This is a genomic window from Paenibacillus sp. JNU01, from assembly GCF_059130585.1.
In genome coordinates, this window is the sequence record NZ_CP169723.1 from 1,344,288 (window position 1) to 1,363,967 (window position 19,680).

The following is a 19,680-nucleotide window of genomic DNA, read 5'->3' on the forward strand; positions in this document are numbered from 1 at the left end:
TTGCAGCGTTAACGCTTCATCTTCGCTTTCAGTCTCATCCAGTCTTATGCTGAAGCTTCGACAGTGTACGAACAACCACATCCCTGTTCTTCGCATCCTTAATATAAGCTGGGATACTGTGTGAAGCTGTTTTTAAAGGCATATTTCCAGGTTTTTCACGCAGATCTGCGGAAATATATGCGATGAGATAATTTAAGTGCTCCCGATTCACTGCCCATATTATTTTTCCTCTGAACTCATCCAGGAAGTATAACTCCAACCCGAATACAGGATCTTTCCCTGCACGAATCTCGGAAAAACACCTGCCGTACATCGGCTTCGCATGTAATTCAACCTGATTAACAGAACCACAATGTGGACATTCCACATGCGATGATCGGTGGGACGTCTTCTTCTCGTCTGTGACCTCCACGTTAAACCAACGTTCACATACAGCACAATTCCCCTTGGCTCTATATTGATACACTGGTTCTTCAAGAGCTTGAGCGTAGCATTCAAAACACTTCCATCCCAGTTGATTGTTCCGTTGTTCTATAGATGCGTGCCCACCGCATTGGGGACATTTCACATCAACCTGCTCGCCCCGACGAAGTACCGCATAGAAACTGTACTTATACGCACCTTCATCTTCGAAACGTTTCATTCCGTATCCACCCTTCCTTCTGTAACTAAGATATACACAGCATGAAAATACGTAACATTTACCAATCCATCTCTCTAAAATTATATGTAACTCCGTTCCTCAGCACAAGAATGGAAGCCAGATTGTTGAAAATGGCTCTAATAAGACATACCCAAGTGTGTGCCCCGTCACACCAGCTCCTGCCTCAATAACGTAATCTATAACTAAATAAATACTGGATTGAAAGTATACCTGCTTTTTATATTGTGAAAAACATCACTTAGCAAAGGTTGTGCACCTATGTTTTCCTTCATTAATGTATATAAATGGTCACTCCTATTCGCCATATTCACTGCAACTCTCTCTCACTGTAGTTCCACCGATACGATTAAACCTGTTCACAACGATGAAGTCTCCTCCTCTGCGGCCAGTCAACCCCCGGTGGACCCAATCATTCGTAGAGAAGGAACTACGATATATATTGAAATGACGGCTCAGGTTACAGACATCGAAATCTCCGAGGGTGTGATCTACAACGCCTGGACATTTAATGGTACTGTTCCGGGACCCGTCCTGCGAGTGACCGAGGGGGATACCTTGGTGTTCACACTAAAAAATAAAGATTCCAGCTTGCCTCACTCCATGGATTTTCACGCGGTACATGCCGCTCCCAGCAGCAAATTTATAGATGTTATGCCAGGTGAGAAAGGAACGTTCACCTATCCAACCTCCTCGCCCGGTGTATTCATGTATCACTGTGGAACCAAACCAGTGCTGGCCCATATTGCGAACGGCATGTATGGCATGATTATTGTGGAGCCAAAGGCTGGATACCCTTCCGATCACTTGGTTGATCGTGAGTATACCCTGGTTCAAAGTGAATGGTATAAAGAGCATGATTACGAAGCTTTTTTGAACGAAGAACCTGAATATGTCGTATTTAACGGCAATGATTATGGATTGACCAAGCATCCCCTGCTAGCCAAAGTTGGCGATACCGTGCGGATCTATGTCAGCAATGCCGGGCCCAATGAAGTCTCATCCTTCCACGTTGTAGGTACAATTATGGACCGTGTATATACCGATGGGAATCCACGCAATATCCAGTATGGAATACAGACGGTTATGCTTCCTGCAAGTGGTGGAGCTGTCGTGGAGTTTACCGTGACCGAAGAAGGCGATTATGCGATCGTAACCCACCAGTTCAATCATGTAGCAAAAGGAGCTGCTGCTGTTCTGCGTGTGACCAAGGATGGTAAAGATCATGGTGGATTCGCCATGTCTCACTAAAGACATAACAATAGGTAATGGCTGTACCCATCCTGAACATTTCGAGGTGATTATATGATGATCTGTGCGCACGAAGCGAAGGATACCTGTTTCTCCAAAGTATCTCTGTTCCAGCATCTGGATGAATCCGAAGCTGCATTGCTGAGCTCCCTTCTGCATACCCGCCGATATAACAAAGGTGAGATGGTTGTCCAGGAGGGCGAACGCTCAGATACGCTTTATGTGATTCATCAGGGATGTGTGAAGTTATCCAAATATAATGAAAATGGCAAAGAACATATTATCCGGTTTCTGTTTCCTGGAGATTTCTTCGGACAAGATTCCCTGTTACACCAAAAACCACATGCCGCGAACGCCGAAGTTCTGGAGCCTTCAGCCATCTGCTCCATCGGCAAGCATGATTTTGACCGGTTACTTGAACATGATCCAAAGCTTGCTTATCATTTCCTGCTTGCCATTTCCAACCTTCTGCGTGAAACCGATGAATGGAACTGCTCGCTTAGTGCCATGACAACGGAACAAAAGATTGCCAAGCTGCTTCTGTTCTTCCACAACCGAAATCATGCAAGACATGAGATCCGTTTGCCTGTCTTCAAAAAAGACATGGCACTATTACTTGGTATCACACCAGAGACGCTTAGTCGTAAACTCGCCATGATGCAAGCGCAGGGGCTTCTTCAGGTTACAGGGAACTGTATTCTTATTCTTCAATTGGAACAGCTCAGGGAAAGAATTGAACCGCCAGCGTTAAGCCAATGAACGTGGTAAGCAAGCTTGCAGGTACGAGCAGTCTGTTTATGCCAAAAAGAGTATCCGAACAGAGAGCTTCTGTTCGGATACTCTTTCGTATGGTCCTGTCATTCAGATATCCAACAACAGCGACACAAGCAGTCCCATGGATGCAATCAATCCCACTACAGGCCCGCCCTCTTCAAAGGCTTCCGGCATCATTGTTGAGCAGATCATGGCAATAATTCCGCCACCTGCAAATGCACCAATCGCTGCACCCATCTCTTTGGGAAGCTGCTCCAGAAACAGATAGCCCCCCAGTGCCGCAAGAGCAGAGATCAACAGGACACTCAGCCACATCAGCATGATTTTACCGCGACTGTACTTGCCCTGTAGCCCAACCGTACTGGACAGACCTTCAGGGATGTTGCTGACAAAGATCGATACCACCAGGACTACACTGACACCGTTGCCAGCTAGCAAGCTGGCTCCAAGCATGATGGATTCCGGGATCGCATCCATTACCGTTCCTGCAAAGATGCCCAGGCCGCTTTGATTGGAGTCTCCCGACTTTGCCGAACGTTTACGCCCTGCCCCTCCCTTTGCAGAAACGAGCAGGTCAAACAGCGTATACACAACAGCCCCCGCTGTAAATCCAATGGCTGTGGGTATAATACCTCCATCATTCAGCGCATCTCCGAGAAGTTCAAAGGTTGCTGCACCAATTAATGTTCCTGTTCCAAATGCCATGATCCAGCCAATGATTCGTTTGGGAATCTTCACAAACAATGCTGCGAGTGCGCCAATGACTACCGCTGAGGCAGAGATGCCGCCCCACATGAATGCAGTCCACATCCGGGTCGACCCCTCTCTTGTTCAATCATATTCTAGCTTCTATCATTCCATTAACCCTGGTTGAACAATCAAAAACAGTGATGTGGCTTTACGGTGATCTATATCACCTGATGTGTTTAAAAATCACGCTATGATAAAATGATGTCGTAGTTCAGAAATATGAGCACAGATAGGAGAGATTCTCATGAGTAGGGTAAACAAAGATACCACAGCGGAGTTTCTGCAACAGTTCCCCATCTTCCAGGATCTTAGCCCCGAGGAATTAAAGCAAGTCGAAGACATCGCCATTTCCAGAAGCATTCAGAAGAAATCGGTTATTTTCAGCGAAGGAAGCGAAAAAGAAGCTGTTTTTTTCATACGTACCGGCATTGTAAAGGCCTACAAAACCGATGAGAACGGGCATGAACAGATCGTCTCTTTCCTCAAAACAGGAGATATGTTCCCACACACCGGTTTTTTTAACGCGCACCCCTACCCGGCTACTGCGGAAGCAATTACCCCTACCGAGCTACTGGCCATACCTGTGCGGCTTTTCGAACGATTAATGTTGAGTACACCCTCCATTGCGATTAAAATTATGCGTGTGCTCGGTGATAAAATACGAGAATTGCAGGATAAGTTGCAGGTGCTCTCTGGTCAGGATGTGCGCAATCGTGTGCTTTCCTTCCTTCTTATGCTCGCAGAGCAGCACGGACACAAACATGAAGGACATATTGTCATCAATCTGCCCATGACACATCAGGAGTTTGCCAATTCCATTGGTACAACCAGGGAAACAGCAAATCGGCTTTTGAACCAGCTTACAAAAGAGAATCTGCTCGAAGTGGATCGCAACCGGATTATCATTCATGATTTGCAAGCTTTGAAGCAGCAAAGGGATACTTGATCTCCCTGCACCCAGGCTACTTTGTTTTTGGCCCACACTCTAACAATAAAACTGTGTTTGCACAAAACGACCTTAGCGCCCGTAACCCACGTTAAGGTCTCTTTGCGTATGCAGAATCCCGTCATATAAGGCGAGACAATGACATTGCAAATATGTGAGCAGGCTCACACAGATCCCTCTTCACATTTCCTATAATCAAATTGCAACACCACACTATCCCTAATTGGAGGAATGACACATGAACACATACACAGCAACCATTAATGCCACGGAGTATGCACCGCATTTGAAACATAAAGTGATTTTCGAAACGTTTGATCAGTTGCGACCACAGGAATCCATGCTGCTCATTAACGATCACGATCCAAAGCCACTTCGATTCCAGTTCCAGTCCACACATCCGGATGGTTTCAACTGGGAATATATTGAGCAGGGCCCTACAACCTTCCAGGTCAAAATCAGCAAACTATAGATTGGAGCTGAACCGCGATGGCGCACGTTGAAATCATTGATGATACTACACTTCGCATCACGCTACGGCTGGAAGATGCCATAACCATGGTGAAGATGGCACAGCGTGAACAGGCCGAATATGCGCAAGAGATTATTACCATTTACGAAAAAATGCCGGTGTTCGAATATACTCATTTCTGTTTTTACGCCTATGACAGTGCAAGACTATTTGAACAGATGCTCAGCATAGACCCCAAATCTTATCTGTCCTTCTCCCTCAGTGCGCCGGATTCATTCTTCTATGCACTGTACGGTGGGATGGCCGGCCTGTATGAATCATCTCTACAGTTAGTACAGCAGACGGCTGGAACTGGAGCAGGATTGGATGTGAACGCACATGTATCCATCTGATGTTCATGTTGTTGAATTGGATGTGCGTCCTCATCTGAGTAACAAGGTGGAGCCGTTTCAGCTGATTATGGACACGGTCAAAGGCCTTCAGCGTGACGATGTGTTTGTACTACACGCTCCATTCAAGCCAACACCTCTGCTCGGTATTCTCAAGCTGAAAGGATACTCCAGCACATCGGAACGAAAGGCTTCAGATCACTGGGTCACCACGTTTGTGCACAAAAAAAATAAAACCGGTGCAAAGGCAATTTCTGCAATGGTTTTATCTGGATCAGAAGTTAATTTAGAACCTGATTCAGATGAAGAATCAGCTTCATGCCATGGACATCCAGAGGAGCAACCTGCTGCATTTAAAAACCTAGAATCTCTACAGGCTCCCACCATTATACTGGACAATCGCGGATTGGAACCGCCACAACCCATGGTGAGAACACTCGCAGCTCTGGATCGTTGCAAGTCTGGGGAAGTCGTGCTGATCCACAATGACCGTGTACCTGTATTCCTGATTGAAGAGTTGAATAATCTCGGTTGCACCTACACGGTTGAAGATCAAACCGATGGCACAGCCAAAGTGAGAATTGAAAAAGGGTAAGGAGGCGAAAGCCATGTCCAGGTTGCCGTTTCTTTTTATCATCACGGGCATCTTTGGATTTGTAATGTATCATGTCTTCTCCCTGCTCTCGCTGACAGGCTGGCTTGGTGATGAACTCAGAGGACCCGAAGGCTGGTTTCATGCTCATTTGTTTGTGCTTGGATGGGCAACGATGCTGGCTATGGGTGCGATATATCAGTTGATACATGTTATTTTGCAATCCAATATCTATGGTCTGTTTCTCGGTTATTGTCATTATTTCTTGTTCAGTATCGGTATCTTGGGCATGTTATATGGCTTCATTCATGCTGATGTCATCTGGATTGCCGGTTCTGCTGCACTCGCGCTCTCTGGCATTCTGTTGTTCGGATGGAATATGGCTATTACCCTCTTCCGAGCTTCACAATGGAATCCGGTAACGATCAGCGCAGCTTGTTCCTGTCTTTATCTGGTTCTTACCGGGTTGTCCGGTATGCTGATGGGTCTGAATTTTGCCTTTGGTGATTGGAATGGCTTGCATGAACGCTTGTTCGGCGCACACATCTGGATGGGTACACTCGGTTGGTTTGGCATGTTAATTACCGGTTTCAGTTACAAAATGCTGCCCATGTTCTACCTGTCCCACAATTATTCCATTCGATTACAGAAAGTGGTCCTGGTTCTGTGGAACGCAGCCGTAATCACAGGCGTTGTTGCATTTCTCACTGGGCTCAAGGGAGGTTGGCTCTGGTTCGCGCTACTTCTCCTTACCGCAGCCTTACTCGTCTATGTGTATCACTTGGAGCAAATTCAGGAGAAACGACACAAAAGCAACCCAGGTCCAGGCATTCGCTGGTCTGTGTATGTAAGCCGTGCATTTGCCGCATATACTGTCGCCCTACTGATCTATTCCGCACAAGGGACTGAACTGCTGCTCCATCCACGTGTTGTTCTGTTGTCTGGATGGATATATCTCGGGGGCTGGGTGTCTCTCACCATACTTGGCTATGCCTCCAAAATCGTGCCTTTTCTGTGGTGGACCCACAAATATGGCAAGCAGGCAGGCAGACCCGGAACACCGCTGATGGCAGGTATGCTGAGTGAACGGTATGTCAATTGGGGGATGCTCGCCATGGTGGCTGGAAGCCTGCTGCTTGTCAGTGGAATTATGATTAATCTGGCGGAGGTCATGATGGTTGGTGGAACGATTTTGTCTCTTGTCTCCATCGTTTATATCGCAAATATTGCTTTGGTATTCAGACGTTAAAATTATGAAATCGATCGGAGCGTGGAAAAGGTGGAACAAACGACGCATTTACTCGAATGTCTCAAGGAAGTGTATGACCCTGAATTAGGTGTCAATATCGTTGACTTGGGTCTGGTGTATGAAGTAAGAGAAGAACCTGAACGAGTACATGTGCGGATGACACTGACTACACCAGGTTGTCCGCTGCACGATACCATCGTTGGTGCGGTGAAGTGGGTTTTGCAGGAAAATACGGGCAAGACTGATATTGATGTTCAAGTCGTGTGGGAGCCACAGTGGTCTCCACAGCGGATGTCGAATGAAGCCAAGGAAATGCTAGGATACTTCTAGGCCGAATGACTATAGACCGGATGAATGAACAAGTTGCTGACGGAATATGAAAAAGCATACCTGATATCTGATGTTCTCTCAGACCCAGGTATGCTTTTTGTTTTGCGAAGGATTGACTTGCACTGGATCGTCTCCTACGAAATGGCCTTGTCGGACACATGCAGTGATTTTTGGATAAAAAAATAAATAAGGAAACTCCAGAATAGAGTTCCCCCTTATATTCGTGCCGATCAGTGAATCATTGTATCTATTCCATGATTTTGGATCTTAGATGTCCTTTGCATACGATGCTGCTGGCACTTTATTTAACACCACGAACAAACGAACTTCCTGTTCTCCTGTATTACGGAATGCGAACTCTACCTCGCCGCCGCAATGGATTACATCCTCTTGATTCACCACTTGTTCTTCACCATCCAGAATAAGTGTGCCTGTGCCTTCGACCACCAGCAGAATAACGTCTGTGCCCGGATGTTGATGGACGGGAAGCTCTTGTCCTGGCAGAAAATGAAGGACAAAGGTCACTCCCCCACCCTGTTGGAATAATACCCGTTTCGTAAAACGATCCTCGCTGAATGTTTTGACTTCTTGCAATGACGTAATACTCATGATTAATCTTCCTCCTCGATAATATAATCTGTGAATACATTCATCTTATCGCAAGAAAGCCCGCATTTCCTTGATCTGAATCAAGGAATGCAGGCAATGAACAGATCATGGTCGATCCTTACGACCCTTTGTTTTTAAGATGGTTACACCATCATTTTGCGCAGAGAAGCGATATATCTCGAACGTATAACGATGAAATAAAACGTCTGTGCAAGTACAAAGGCACCAAATACAGTCAACACCGGCATCGTATAATTGGTAATACCGAATTCAGTAAGAAATGGCTTAACCACGACCAACGTTTCAATGATAGCTACCCCGATCGGTAAAAAGAACAGAATAGCAATCTGAACGGTGGATGATCGTTTCATCTCCTGGAAACTGAGACCCATTTTCGAAAGAGAATGCACCATCTTTCCATCCGCTTCAAGATCGGTATGCAGTCTGAAATACAGAAAGCTTGCGGAAGAGATGGAGAAGATCAATCCGATAAATATGCCCAAGAAGGTAAATAGTGCTGTCCCCTGTCTGAATCTTTCAAAATCACCGTACCGTGTACTCAGATATCCGGAGTAATTCTCATCCGAAGCATTATCGCTTCGAATGGTATCTGCGGACGAAAGTAACTGATCGCTAACCATGGCTTCCGAGGAGTGCCGGTCAGGTACTGCATGACCCCAGGCAGGAATCTGATACAGAACTTTGCCAGATAACCTATTTTCATGGACCTGTTGTGTAATCTCTTCAAACTTCTCATCCGGGAGGACAACTACACCTGTTGAATAGATTAAGGTTGCAAACCTTGGCTCCACATCTGTAGCTGTAACTCTTGCTTGCATTGGGCCAGCTTCTAGATTCAAGGTCAATGTGTCTCCTTCCGAAAAATTGCGAAACCTGTTGCGATCGATCTGAGCCTGATCCTTCTCATTCCGGGAATCTACGAACAATGCTGAATTTGAATCCAATTGGAATGTCTCTTTTCCTAGAATTGTATTGAATCGGTTGTAGTGACTAAGTGGCATAACCGAGACAGCACTCTGATCCGCATCCGACCAGAAGTACTCCAGATACATTTGCTGATAATCCAAGCCTGCGGCTTCAAGTGCTGAATTAATAGCGCTCATATTCATTTGATCCGTAGGTGTGTACACATTGTACTGGATTGCAAAATCGTTATTGGTAAATTGCTCCCGGTTCTCTTGATCCAGTGACAAAATCACAACTGCACTCATCGAAGCAATCGCAATGACCACGGTCACCATAAAGAGCATGCGAGCATTATCCTTCATTTTGTAACTCATCTCTGAGATCCATAACAGACGAGTACCATGCCATACCGTTTTACGATTACGCTTTAATACCCGTATAATGAGCACGGAAAGTTGTGAGTAGAAAAAATACGTCCCCGCGATGCCTGTTACTGCTGCGAGTAAGATCGTACCGCCGCTCAATTTACTGCGGAGTACTACAAATCCGATTGTAAGTAATGTCAGGCCCAGAAGTGAGAAAAACCACGAAGCTTTGGGTTCTTTTTTAGGTTTGCTGGTCCCTGTCAAAAGCTCTAACGTCCGTTTGTTTCCGATAAATATCAATGTGAAAAGTGAAATGCAGAAAAATAATAACAGAAATGCCCCGATCGTAATCAGAATCGCTTTCACCGGAAAATAGAAGGGCAGATCATCCATCCCGATAAAACGAGTGGTTAACATCAGGAACAGCTTCGACAACAACATGCCTCCGCCGATACCCGCAATAATGGAAAGACAGCCGATCAACATATTTTCCAATATAATTAATTTCCGAATCTGTCCAGGCTCCGCACCAAGTATGGTTAGAATGCCAAACTCCTTGTTCCGTGATTTGAGAAAAGCACTGATGGAATACATGACAAAGAAAAATGCAAACACATATACAATGATCGAAGCCACCTGCATCCCCATAGCAGTTGTGTCACCCATCGGCAACTCTGTCACATACGGATGATAGATGAACACTGCATAAGCGAAGAAAATCATGACCATAAACACACTGCTTAGAAAAAAAGCAATATACGCTCGCCCATTGCGGCGAATGTTATTAAACGCGAACTGAGGAAAGCTCATGTGAATTCCCTCCCCAGAAGGATAACGTATCAATGATCCGCTGGAAGAACGTCTGCCGATTATCTCCGCGGTGTACCTCCGCTGCCAGTTTCCCGTCCTTGATGAATACGATTCGATTGCAATAACTTGCTGCAAGGGGATCGTGTGTCACCAGCATAATGGTCGTTTTCTCCTGCTGATTAATCTGTTCGAGCGACTCCATGACAGCCTGAGATGAAGTGGAATCCAATGCGCCCGTAGGTTCATCCGCCAATACAATTGAAGGCATATTGATCATGGATCTCGCAATGGCTGTGCGCTGTCGCTGACCGCCCGAGATTTCGTACACTCGTTTATCCAGAATATGATCAATCCCAAGCTTGGTTGTAATGCGTTGTAGTCTACTCTCCATCTCCTTCAGTTTGACCTTGTCCAGTGTCAATGGAAGTACAATATTCTCGGCAACCGTCAGCGTGTCCAACAGATTGAAATCCTGAAAGACAAACCCGAGTTCCCGACGCCGGAACATGGCAAGTTCTTTCTTTTTCATATCAAACGGGTTCATACCATTAATCAGCACCTTGCCTGAGCTGGGTTCATCAATGGTAGAGACCATGTTTAACAATGTGGTTTTGCCACTGCCGGACGGGCCCATAATGCCCACAAACTCACCTTGCTTGATTGTCAGATGAATATCACTAAGGGCTTGAGTCTGTACTTTGCCCTGATATACTTTGCTTAGTGCTGATACTTGTAACATTTCCATGTGTATTCCCCTCCGAATCTATTACTCTTTATATGTTAATCCTATTCTTATCCTAACTGACCTTCCGTAACGGTGCTATCGAATTACCTTAAACTTTCCTTACAGTACGTTTAAGGTTCTGTTCCCCTGCCTCCATAACTTTTGGTGTCTATATAAAAAAAACACCTCACCCACGGCTGTGGGCAAAGCGCTCTTTACTGCGGAACTTTCGTATGAACCCAGCTGAATCTAACCAATGTTCCCTTATTCAGCTCTGAAAATAACTCTACCCGGTTATCCAGGCGTGCACTAATCTCACGAACCAGATATAATCCCATTCCCGTAGATTCATGGTATTGCCTGCCACGTTCACCTGTAAAATAGGGATTGAACACACGATGAATATCCTCGGACGAGATGCCGATTCCCTCATCCTGAATATCCAGGATTGTACGCTCTTCCTGTTTATAGCCGGTAATGATCACTTTTTTGCCTGATTTGCTATCGGAATAGTTCACCGCATTGGTCAGGATCTGGGTGAACATGAACCGCAGCCACTTGGAATCACTGTAGATCTTAAGATCTTCCTCCATACGGATATCCGGCTTAATACCTCTGCGTATAAACAAACGTCGGTTCTCTGCAATGCTGCTCCGAAGTACCTCTTGCAGAGACAGCAGCTCCACACGAAAATCTCCTTCGAACTGTTCAAGCCGGGATGAATGTAAGACCATTTCAAGTCCTTTACGCATTTTATCCAGCTCATCCTGAATACTGCCAGCCGTCTCATCTTCCACGTCTTCCAAGGTCAGTTGGATAATAGACAACGGTGTCTTCATCTGATGAACCCAGCGATTCATGAATACCACCTGCTGTTCCTTGCTAGTACGTAACTGACCCATCTCGTTCTGCCGATTACGCTCCAGTTCGTGTAACAATTCCTGGATAGCCTCAGCTACAACCGAATTTCCAAGGGTCTGAAAAGACTCGTTTACCCATTTACGTGGTTGTTGAAGTAGATGATAATACGCTCGTAGCTGGAAGTAACGTACGACCAGATAGACCAGTAACACAACGGTACTAATCAGCATGCCATAGAGGATAATTTTCATCGGGCGATCTTCACCAGAGAGCCAATATACACACGGAACAAGCAGCATCTGCAGCACATAAAATCCAACTAACATCTGGTGGTCTTTCAGAAAAAGTTTCATTTCCCTTGTCCTTGTGCAGAAGCGCCCAGATCCAACACGCGATAACCTGCTCCGCGAACCGTCTCCAAAATCTCTTCTGCTCCCAGTTCCTTCAACTTCCGACGTACACGTGTAATATAGACATTCAACGTATTATCATCAATAAAATGCTGATCTTCCCACATCTGTTCTAGCAATTTTTCCCGGCTGACCACTCGACCTGCCTTCACCATCAGCGCTTGCACCAGTATCGCTTCCTTCTGAGTCAGTTCTGTAGAGCGTTCATCATATTCCAATACGAATCGCTCAGGATAGAGAATCATGGGACCGTTATTCACTTTCACTTCCTGCTGCACAGCAGCGTAAGAACCATAGGCTCTGCGCAGCTGACTGCGGACTTTAGCAAGCACAACTTCATATTGAAAAGGTTTTGTAATATAATCATCCGCTCCATGTTCCAATGCCATAATCTGATCCATGCCGCTATCCCGAGCGGATATGAATAGAATGGGACATATGGAATGTGTACGTATCTGTCTGCACCAATAGTAGCCATCAAATTGAGGCAAGTTCACATCCATCAGCACAAGATCCGGTTCCATCTTCACGAACTCATCCAATACATGACGAAAATCACCGGTGACCTGTACCTGGAATCCATTTCGGTTCAGATAAGCCGCCAGCAATCCTGCAAGCTTGGCATCATCTTCAACCAACAATATCGATTGCATCGTTAACCCTCTTCCCGTTTCCTGACGTCAATGTATCACACCTAGTTACCCATTTTAGTTGGAAACGGCTTGGAAATAAAGGGTCAGACTACGAGACGCCCCTTTCTCTCTGCCAAACCAATGATAGCCTCCACCCCTGAGTTGAACTCAAGAAAGTCCTGCTCCACCCCGTCGCTGAAAATAACTCCATCCTCCGGCATCTGGGATACAATGTGCAATGGTTGCTTCGAATGGATCTGTCCAAACACCAGGTTGGCCGCTGTCGTTCGACTTGGAAAGGGTTCTCTTACTGAAAAATACAAGTACGGCGCATCCCAGTTAAAATGATTCAGCTCCTGCCTGCTTCCATGAATGGATGAGGATGCTACAGCAACCTCATCTTCCGAATTCATGTTCTGCCACGCCGCCGATCCTACAATTCCAGTGGCCCCGGCCAGCACACTTTTGAACCAACCTGTCGATCCCATGCCTGTGGATACAATGATACCGCTGGAGGATTGTTGTTCTACGGATGTACCCAAACGCACTTCATAACGTGCCGATACATGTGTCTTCCGACCAATGAACAGATCGTTGACACCATATAGATACTGTCCATCATTGAGTTCCACTTTGGCGAGAGTGACTTCTTTCAAAGTCCGTTGCTTTCGAATGACATCAGGAACAATGAAGCTTAGATCCTCCACAGTAAAAGGTAATAACACCCCGTCCCACCGCATCGGGTCCGGGTTCACGCCAATGAGCGGCTGCTCGGTTACGTATTTGAGGGTATTGGCTACAAGCCCATCCTGTCCAACCACAACCACGATATCCTGCTCTCCAAAAATAAAGTTCGGCACATGTTCCCGATCAATGGTCTGTACACGACCCAATTGCCCCAGTTGCTGCTGCGCCTGCTGCACAGATAACCGATAACGACGGTCTTCCTCCATATAATCACTGAAGTCGGCGCCCAGACGTTCAATATAAAACTGAGCTTGCTGCACCGTATTATATCGAACTACCAACTCTTCCAGTCGGGTCCGACGCTTAACGAGAATGAGCTTGTGCTCGCTCATTCGATCGTCCGGCGCAGCCTGATGACGTACTGATTTCCCTGCTTGCTCTGTCTGCTCTCTTCTTCCTAATCTCATCGCCCTCTACCTCCCTGATCTCTGCCCGGCGCGGGAGACATCAACCCCTGCAACAAATCCGGCGAGATATTAAGCTGTCCGATCTTGCCTGCATTTTCAGCCAGCTCCTGGAATGCAAGTGCAATCAGCTTATCGGAATTCATGCCCATGTTTGCCATCGCTTGCAGTACATTTGGTTGTACATTTTGCAATGAGTTCATCACGGCAGCAATCTCATACGCTTTGGCATCTGCCTCGGCATTGTGATTGGCAATGGTCAATTCAATCAGTTGCTGCTTACGTTCCTCCATCGCTGTATTGAACTGAAGCTGCTCCTGCTCCATCTCGTTTTGTTTCTGTTTCACCGAGCGTTCTGCATGCAGTTGGGTCTCACGAATTTGCTGTTTCTTTGTCTCCACGGCAATTTCGGTGTTCAGTTCGTTCTCCTTCACTCGGCGTTCCTGTTCAATTGATGCATTGCGACGCACGTACAGCGCTTCATCAGCCTGACGCAAAATCTCTTCCCGCGCTTGTGCTTCCAATGCACGCATCGTCTCTTTATTGGGCAAAATGGCCAGGATGGATAGGCTCATCAGCTCAACGCCCAGTTTCTCCAACTCTTCACTCTGCACAACTTCGCGTTTCATGCTGCTTGCCAGCCGTTCACTGGATTGAATGGCCTCCTTCAACGGCATTTTCTCCAGATATTTCTTGGTTAGTACTTTCGCTGTGGTAATCACCCGTTGGTCCAGTTTGCCGGGATCGTCGGAAATATACCGATTCTTGCGCAAATTGTACGTGTAATTCAGGCTCTGGGTTATTTTCAAATAATCTACAATGCGATAGCTCAGTTGTCCCTGCACTGTAACAGTCTGATAGTCCGCCGTAATCTCTTCGAACATGAATGGTACATCCACCGAGGACACGGGCAGCACCACTACCGATGTGGTCGGCTCATAATAATAGAAAGACAATCCCACACCTTGACGTTGTACCTTGCCATTTTTCACTTTCATTACATATTCACTGGGTTGGAACTTCGCAAATCGGAATCCAAACATGGCTCATTCCCCATTTCTTAATATTGTCGTTTTGATATTATCGAAATGATAACAAATGAATTTGATATTGTCAATACGACATTAACAAATGATTTATATGACTATGTGGCGAAAAGCATTAAGTTCTAAACCTCTTTTTTTCGCAAAAAAACAAAGAGACCGAATCAGTTGATTCGATCTCCTTACCTGCTTTGTTATTTTCTAATACAGTCGTTCCATCAATCTGGCTACCACAACAGCCCCTTGTGCACGGTTCGCCGTTTCTTTCGGAGCAAACGTGCCATCAGGCATGCCATTCAGCAGTCCAAGTTGCTGCATCAAGTCTACAGCCTCTTTGGCGTATGGCGCGATCTCGTCGTTGTCTGCAAACACCATATTTCCTTGTACAGAATGGGTCGCATGCTCACGCTGCACAACCTGAAGAGCTCTATTCAGCATAACGGCCATATCTTCTCGTGAAATGCGTTCGTTGGCCCCGAAGCTTCCATCCGCTCGGCCTTGAATAATGTTCATTTCAATGCCAAGTCGTACTAAATCCGCATACCACTGCTCTTCCTTCACATCCGTTGGGAGCGAAATGGATGCATCGGACTGGCGTGCATCACCAATGCCTTTAATAATCATTTGCAAAAATTGTGCTCTGGTCAGTTCACCTTGCGGGGCAAAACGAGTTGCGCTCATCCCCGTAATGATTCCCTTACCGTAGAGGTTCTGCACTTCTTGGAGAGCCCAATTATAATTTTGCAAATCATGTAATGGCACTTCAACTTCTGCTATGACAAAACTGCCGGATTCCAGCGGTTTGAACGCCATCGTCTTCGTTTTGTCATCGTACTTGGAGTACGTAACAGGTGTCATCTCCCCAGTTGGAGATATGGAATGTACGATCGTAACCACATCATTCAGCTTAGGCTGCTCTACACTGGATAGAGCAACTTCAATCGCTCTGTTTGTCCATGATATTGGCTTATTGTTCATTAATAAATTCACATCAACAACCTTATGATGACCGATTGCTGCTTTTTGAGATGTGGATAGTGCATCTGTTGATCCTTTTGCCACTACAATGTCGAACGTTCCCGTAGTCTCAGCAATGGTTAGCGGCAGTGATTTTAGAGGAACACGAACGGTAGTCTGTCCTACGACTACATCCAGAGATTTTACTTCCTCGGAACGAACCCATGCTGCCAATTGACTTGCAGCCAATTGGAATGTAACTGTGTTGGCTGTATCAGGAACATCTGCAAGCAGCTTTAACGTACGATTTCCTGCATCCATGGATTGCAGTGCCTGAGTTAATTGGGATGCAGCCGGACGAATCGAATACTTGTCATCCCCGGTTGCTGTTCCTTTTATCGTGATTGAACCCTTCTCTGGTGCAGTGCCCGATCCAACGGGTGGGGTTACATCGGGATTCCCCGTCGAAGGAGCTGTGCCCGGGTTGGAAGGTTGTGAAGGTACACTTGGTTGTGATGGCTGACCAGGGCCAGGTGTACTATCTTGACGCACAAGCTTACTCATAGCATCTTGTAACGATTGATCCGCATTGCTTACATCTTGTGTTGAAGATTCAACATCCAGCATGAACGCCTTCGCTTCAGAAAGCGCCTTACTGAATACATTCCAGCTTGAAGTCGTGTACTCCGTTTGTTTTAATTTCTCAGCGTTATCTACAGAAACTTGCAGTGCAGATTTGTCCGCCGGGAACGTACCGTAGGCTTCAAATTCCATGAATCCTACCCATGTAGGACCTGCCGTAATCGTTACGCGAATATAACGTCCCTCCGTGCCTTCTGGAAGAACATGGCTAGGTGCGGTCGATACAACCACATCACTTGTGGTGTCCACTACTTTCACAAAATTTTGGTTATCATTGGACACTTCAATCTTGTATTTGATGCCGCCACTCCACATCGACATCTCGATCTTGCGAAGGTTAGCGACTTGTCCCAAATCCACTTGCCACCAGCGATCAATACTCTTATCCGTTCCCCATGAAGTGTTTGGATTGTTGTCAATCGCACCTTCAGGTGAGTTGGCTTGATTGCCTCCTGTCCCTGCACTGCTTGAAGCCGTTGCCGTTTTGCCCGTTGTGAGAGCCTCCAGAGAGACCAGATTAGTAAAGGCCTGTTTCAACGTACTCAGTGCTGAATTCACTTCAGACTGGACAACAGCTTGGTTATCTCGGACCTGAATCGCCGCCTTCAAAGATTGTTGCAATACAGACCAGCTCCGACGTGTATATGAGGATTCGTTCTGCTGCTGCATTTGTTGAATGTACTGGTGCAGTTGCGTTTTGTCGACATTGGATAGACCTTGAATGGCATCATGCAAACGTTTAACCGCTGTATTTGCATCCGTCTGTGTTGCTCTTGGATCATTCAAGACCTGATCAGCGCCTTCCAGTGCTTTGGTCAATACCGCCCAAGTGGCCGCAGACCAGTCAGCCTGCTGATACGTACGCCCTTCTGCTAATTTGGCTCGAAGCTCGTCAAGCTGCGGAGGGATAACCTGCATTTGCTGCATCACATGTTCTAATGCCGTTGTCGCTGCATCTGTATCTGCTTGAGTCACGCCACCCGGCGTGTATGCCTGTTGGTATATTGCATTCGCTGAGGAGATTGCCGGAGCCAGAGTACCCCAGCTTTCAGGAATAAAATCAGTCTCGACTAATGATTCGGCTCGTGCAAGCGCCGCAGCCAGTTGTTGGCGGTCTGCCGGCAGAAGATTTAATCCGCGCTTGTACACATCAAGGGACCATAATGCTCTGCCTTCATACGAATGGCCGCCGTTAGCCGGAAATTCATCGTAGTCAAACATCGCTTGGTTCTCCCATGCATTCCCTTCAGATGCAATCCAGCCTACACCGGCCGGAATCCATGCTGGCTCCCAGTAGAAGAAACCTGCACCATGATTATTCGGCACATTTGCAATCATGTCCATAATGCCGGCGATGGCATCATATTGACCTTGAACGGTTGCGGGGAAGTCTGCTCCCCCTACATGAAGCGCTTCGTCCGACCCGATGATGTTTCCATGCGCGTCCCCGTTTTTGTAGGAAAACGGATAGGACGTCTCGGCGATAATGACATCTTTGCCAAACTCGGCTGACACTTCATTCATCGTATTCTGTACATCCGCAAACGTCCCATGCCAGAATGGGTAATATGACAGTCCGATAATGTCATAGTCCAGTCCGCCTTTACTTAACTCTCCAAAGTACCATTTGAACATATCCGCCTTGCCGCCTTCAGCCAGATGGATCATGATCTTCACCTTATCCGCGTTATTGGTGATCTCTCCTTCTACTGCACGTACAGCATCAATTCCACTTTTCAGCAATGCAACATTTTTCTCGAAATCGACGTCACTGCTCAAGCCGTTCAGAACACCACTGTTGATCTCATTACCGATCTGCACCATATCTGGCATGGCGCCCTTTGCTTTCATCTCTCCCACAACTTCAACCGTATAATCGTATACGGCTTGCTTCAACTCTTCGTGGGAAAGACCTTCCCAAGCTTTGGGACGAAGCTGCTGACCCGGGTGCGCCCACTCATCCGAATAGTGGAAGTCCAACAGGATTTTCATACCTTTTTCCTTCACCCGCGTAGCCAAACGAATGACATCTTCCTTATCGTTGTAGCCCCCTGATTTCTGTGGATCATTCCACAGACGAAGACGCACGTAATTGACACCGCGATCCTTGAGAATATCGAGCAAATCACGCTCCGTACCGTTGCTGTCAACGTATTTGCCACCTTTGTCCTCAATGGCAGTCAATGTGGAAATATCGACACCTCTAACATAGTCTTCACGATATCCCTCAACGATCACCTTAGCTTTAAGCTGAGGCTCTGGAGGCGCACCATATACAGTCCCTGTTACCGTAAAATCGCCTGCAGAGGCGTACTCCATAGGGTCGATATGGTCCCAAGTCACAGGTACCATCCCCGATTTTCCATTCTGGAACTGTGCTTTTACCTCGTTGGGCAGAATTGGCGCACTTCTGGTCACCGTTCTCACTTCGATCTCATCATATCCTTTAATATTGGCCGGTTCAGTGCCATCTGCTTCTCCCCACACCTTGAACTCCAATATTTCCGGCCAGACTCCCTCACCCTTGTAAAAAGATATATTCAGTCTGATGTATCGTACATCATTCTGCTGAAAGGTCAGATCGGCGATCTGTTTGGGATCGGCATTTTCACTTTGATCAGCAACGTTGGTCCATGCTTGCTGGTCAGCAGATGTTTCTACCATATATTTCACAACCGTGTTTTCTCTCCACGTGATTTCCGCTCCGGACAGATTGTAGTCTTCACCCAGATCAATCATGACCCACTGAGGTTGTTCTGTTGTCACTCCAGCCGTAGCTGCCCAATGCGTGTCACTTTTACCATCAACCAAATGGTCTTTCTTGCTTCCCCACTCCAAATATTCTGTGCTTACCGTAACTGCCTTGTTAAGTGCCACGTTCACTTTCGCATCTTCCGCAGCCGCTGGACGAACCATCAGTCCCAGATCACAGAACAGCATCAGTAAGACCAGACAACCACTTATGTACCTTTTATTCACTCTTGATCTCCCCCTTTTTGTGTTTGATTGTGCATGGATCAATGAATGTGATCAATCCTCCTCATTGTAAGCGCTTAATAGTGGTGGGTAACACGGCATTTTCCAAAGGAAACAGCAGTTATTTTAACAATATGATCCTGTAAAAGTTACATTTGA

At 46.4% G+C, this 19,680-nt stretch carries 18 protein-coding genes; 8 read left to right on the plus strand and 10 right to left on the minus strand.

All coding sequences use genetic code 11. The annotated features are described in order from the left end of the window. Positions 1-34 precede the first annotated feature (34 nt). On the minus strand, positions 35-643 hold the full coding sequence (locus NLBNIHML_RS05600; RefSeq protein ID WP_339234961.1) for a hypothetical protein: 609 nt from the start codon (positions 641-643) through the stop codon (positions 35-37). 279 nt (positions 644-922) lie between these two features. Here NLBNIHML_RS05600 and NLBNIHML_RS05605 point away from each other — a divergent pair, with 279 nt between their 5' ends. Next, a complete protein-coding gene (locus NLBNIHML_RS05605) occupies positions 923-1,912 on the plus strand; it encodes a multicopper oxidase domain-containing protein (RefSeq protein ID WP_494353986.1) in 990 nt (329 codons plus the stop codon). Positions 1,913-1,966: 54 nt separating this feature from the next. Beyond that, positions 1,967-2,671, plus strand: coding sequence for a Crp/Fnr family transcriptional regulator (locus tag NLBNIHML_RS05610; protein ID WP_339256044.1), 705 nt, complete (start codon positions 1,967-1,969; stop codon positions 2,669-2,671). A gap of 102 nt (positions 2,672-2,773) precedes the next feature. Here the strand turns inward: NLBNIHML_RS05610 and NLBNIHML_RS05615 are convergent, their stop codons facing one another. Next, complete coding sequence (locus tag NLBNIHML_RS05615) at positions 2,774-3,496, minus strand: ZIP family metal transporter (protein ID WP_339234968.1); 723 nt, start codon at positions 3,494-3,496, stop codon at positions 2,774-2,776. Between the two features lie 184 nt (positions 3,497-3,680). On the opposite strand from NLBNIHML_RS05615, the gene NLBNIHML_RS05620 reads away from it, so the two are divergent. The 6 genes from NLBNIHML_RS05620 (at position 3,681) to NLBNIHML_RS05645 (ending at position 7,414) form a co-directional block, all read left to right on the plus strand. Continuing rightward, positions 3,681-4,382, plus strand: coding sequence for a Crp/Fnr family transcriptional regulator (locus NLBNIHML_RS05620; RefSeq protein WP_494353987.1), 702 nt, complete (start codon positions 3,681-3,683; stop codon positions 4,380-4,382). A 238-nt stretch (positions 4,383-4,620) separates the two neighbouring features. After that, positions 4,621-4,854, plus strand: a complete 234-nt coding sequence (locus tag NLBNIHML_RS05625) for a DUF2249 domain-containing protein (RefSeq protein WP_339234973.1) — start codon at positions 4,621-4,623, stop codon at positions 4,852-4,854. Positions 4,855-4,871: 17 nt separating this feature from the next. Further along, positions 4,872-5,246, plus strand: coding sequence for a hypothetical protein (locus NLBNIHML_RS05630; protein ID WP_342570497.1), 375 nt, complete (start codon positions 4,872-4,874; stop codon positions 5,244-5,246). Beyond that, positions 5,233-5,838 carry a DUF2249 domain-containing protein gene (locus NLBNIHML_RS05635; RefSeq protein ID WP_342570498.1) on the plus strand — a complete coding sequence of 202 codons (606 nt, stop codon included), beginning with the start codon at positions 5,233-5,235 and terminating at the stop codon, positions 5,836-5,838. Before NLBNIHML_RS05630 ends, NLBNIHML_RS05635 begins: the two co-directional genes overlap by 14 nt. Before the next feature lie 13 nt (positions 5,839-5,851). Further along, the gene (locus NLBNIHML_RS05640; protein ID WP_494353988.1) at positions 5,852-7,084 is read left to right on the plus strand and encodes a hypothetical protein; all 1,233 of its coding nucleotides are present in this window, start codon (positions 5,852-5,854) and stop codon (positions 7,082-7,084) included. 30 nt (positions 7,085-7,114) lie between these two features. After that, a complete protein-coding gene (locus NLBNIHML_RS05645) occupies positions 7,115-7,414 on the plus strand; it encodes a metal-sulfur cluster assembly factor (protein ID WP_339234983.1) in 300 nt (99 codons plus the stop codon). A 267-nt stretch (positions 7,415-7,681) separates the two neighbouring features. Here the strand turns inward: NLBNIHML_RS05645 and NLBNIHML_RS05650 are convergent, their stop codons facing one another. The 8 genes from NLBNIHML_RS05650 to NLBNIHML_RS05685 all read right to left on the minus strand — a co-directional run bounded on the left by NLBNIHML_RS05650 (position 7,682) and on the right by NLBNIHML_RS05685 (position 19,524). Then, positions 7,682-8,023, minus strand: a complete 342-nt coding sequence (locus NLBNIHML_RS05650) for a cupin domain-containing protein (RefSeq protein ID WP_339234985.1) — start codon at positions 8,021-8,023, stop codon at positions 7,682-7,684. Between the two features lie 143 nt (positions 8,024-8,166). Next, positions 8,167-10,125, minus strand: a complete 1,959-nt coding sequence (locus NLBNIHML_RS05655) for an ABC transporter permease (RefSeq protein ID WP_494353989.1) — start codon at positions 10,123-10,125, stop codon at positions 8,167-8,169. After that, entirely contained in the window at positions 10,100-10,870 is a 771-nt protein-coding gene (locus NLBNIHML_RS05660; protein ID WP_339234990.1) for an ABC transporter ATP-binding protein, read from the minus strand. Before NLBNIHML_RS05660 ends, NLBNIHML_RS05655 begins: the two co-directional genes overlap by 26 nt. Positions 10,871-11,064: 194 nt before the next feature. Next, positions 11,065-12,063 (minus strand): sensor histidine kinase, encoded by a 999-nt coding sequence (locus tag NLBNIHML_RS05665; protein WP_339256054.1) that lies wholly within the window; start codon positions 12,061-12,063, stop codon positions 11,065-11,067. Continuing rightward, entirely contained in the window at positions 12,060-12,773 is a 714-nt protein-coding gene (locus tag NLBNIHML_RS05670) for a response regulator transcription factor (protein ID WP_494353990.1), read from the minus strand. Before NLBNIHML_RS05670 ends, NLBNIHML_RS05665 begins: the two co-directional genes overlap by 4 nt. Before the next feature lie 83 nt (positions 12,774-12,856). Continuing rightward, positions 12,857-13,831, minus strand: coding sequence for a diacylglycerol kinase catalytic domain-containing protein (locus tag NLBNIHML_RS05675; protein WP_494354676.1), 975 nt, complete (start codon positions 13,829-13,831; stop codon positions 12,857-12,859). A 71-nt stretch (positions 13,832-13,902) separates the two neighbouring features. Further along, the gene (locus tag NLBNIHML_RS05680) at positions 13,903-14,946 is read right to left on the minus strand and encodes an SPFH domain-containing protein (protein ID WP_339234996.1); all 1,044 of its coding nucleotides are present in this window, start codon (positions 14,944-14,946) and stop codon (positions 13,903-13,905) included. Positions 14,947-15,147: 201 nt separating this feature from the next. After that, the gene (locus NLBNIHML_RS05685) at positions 15,148-19,524 is read right to left on the minus strand and encodes a glycosyl hydrolase 53 family protein (protein WP_494353991.1); all 4,377 of its coding nucleotides are present in this window, start codon (positions 19,522-19,524) and stop codon (positions 15,148-15,150) included. Between the last annotated feature and the right edge of the window lie 156 nt (positions 19,525-19,680).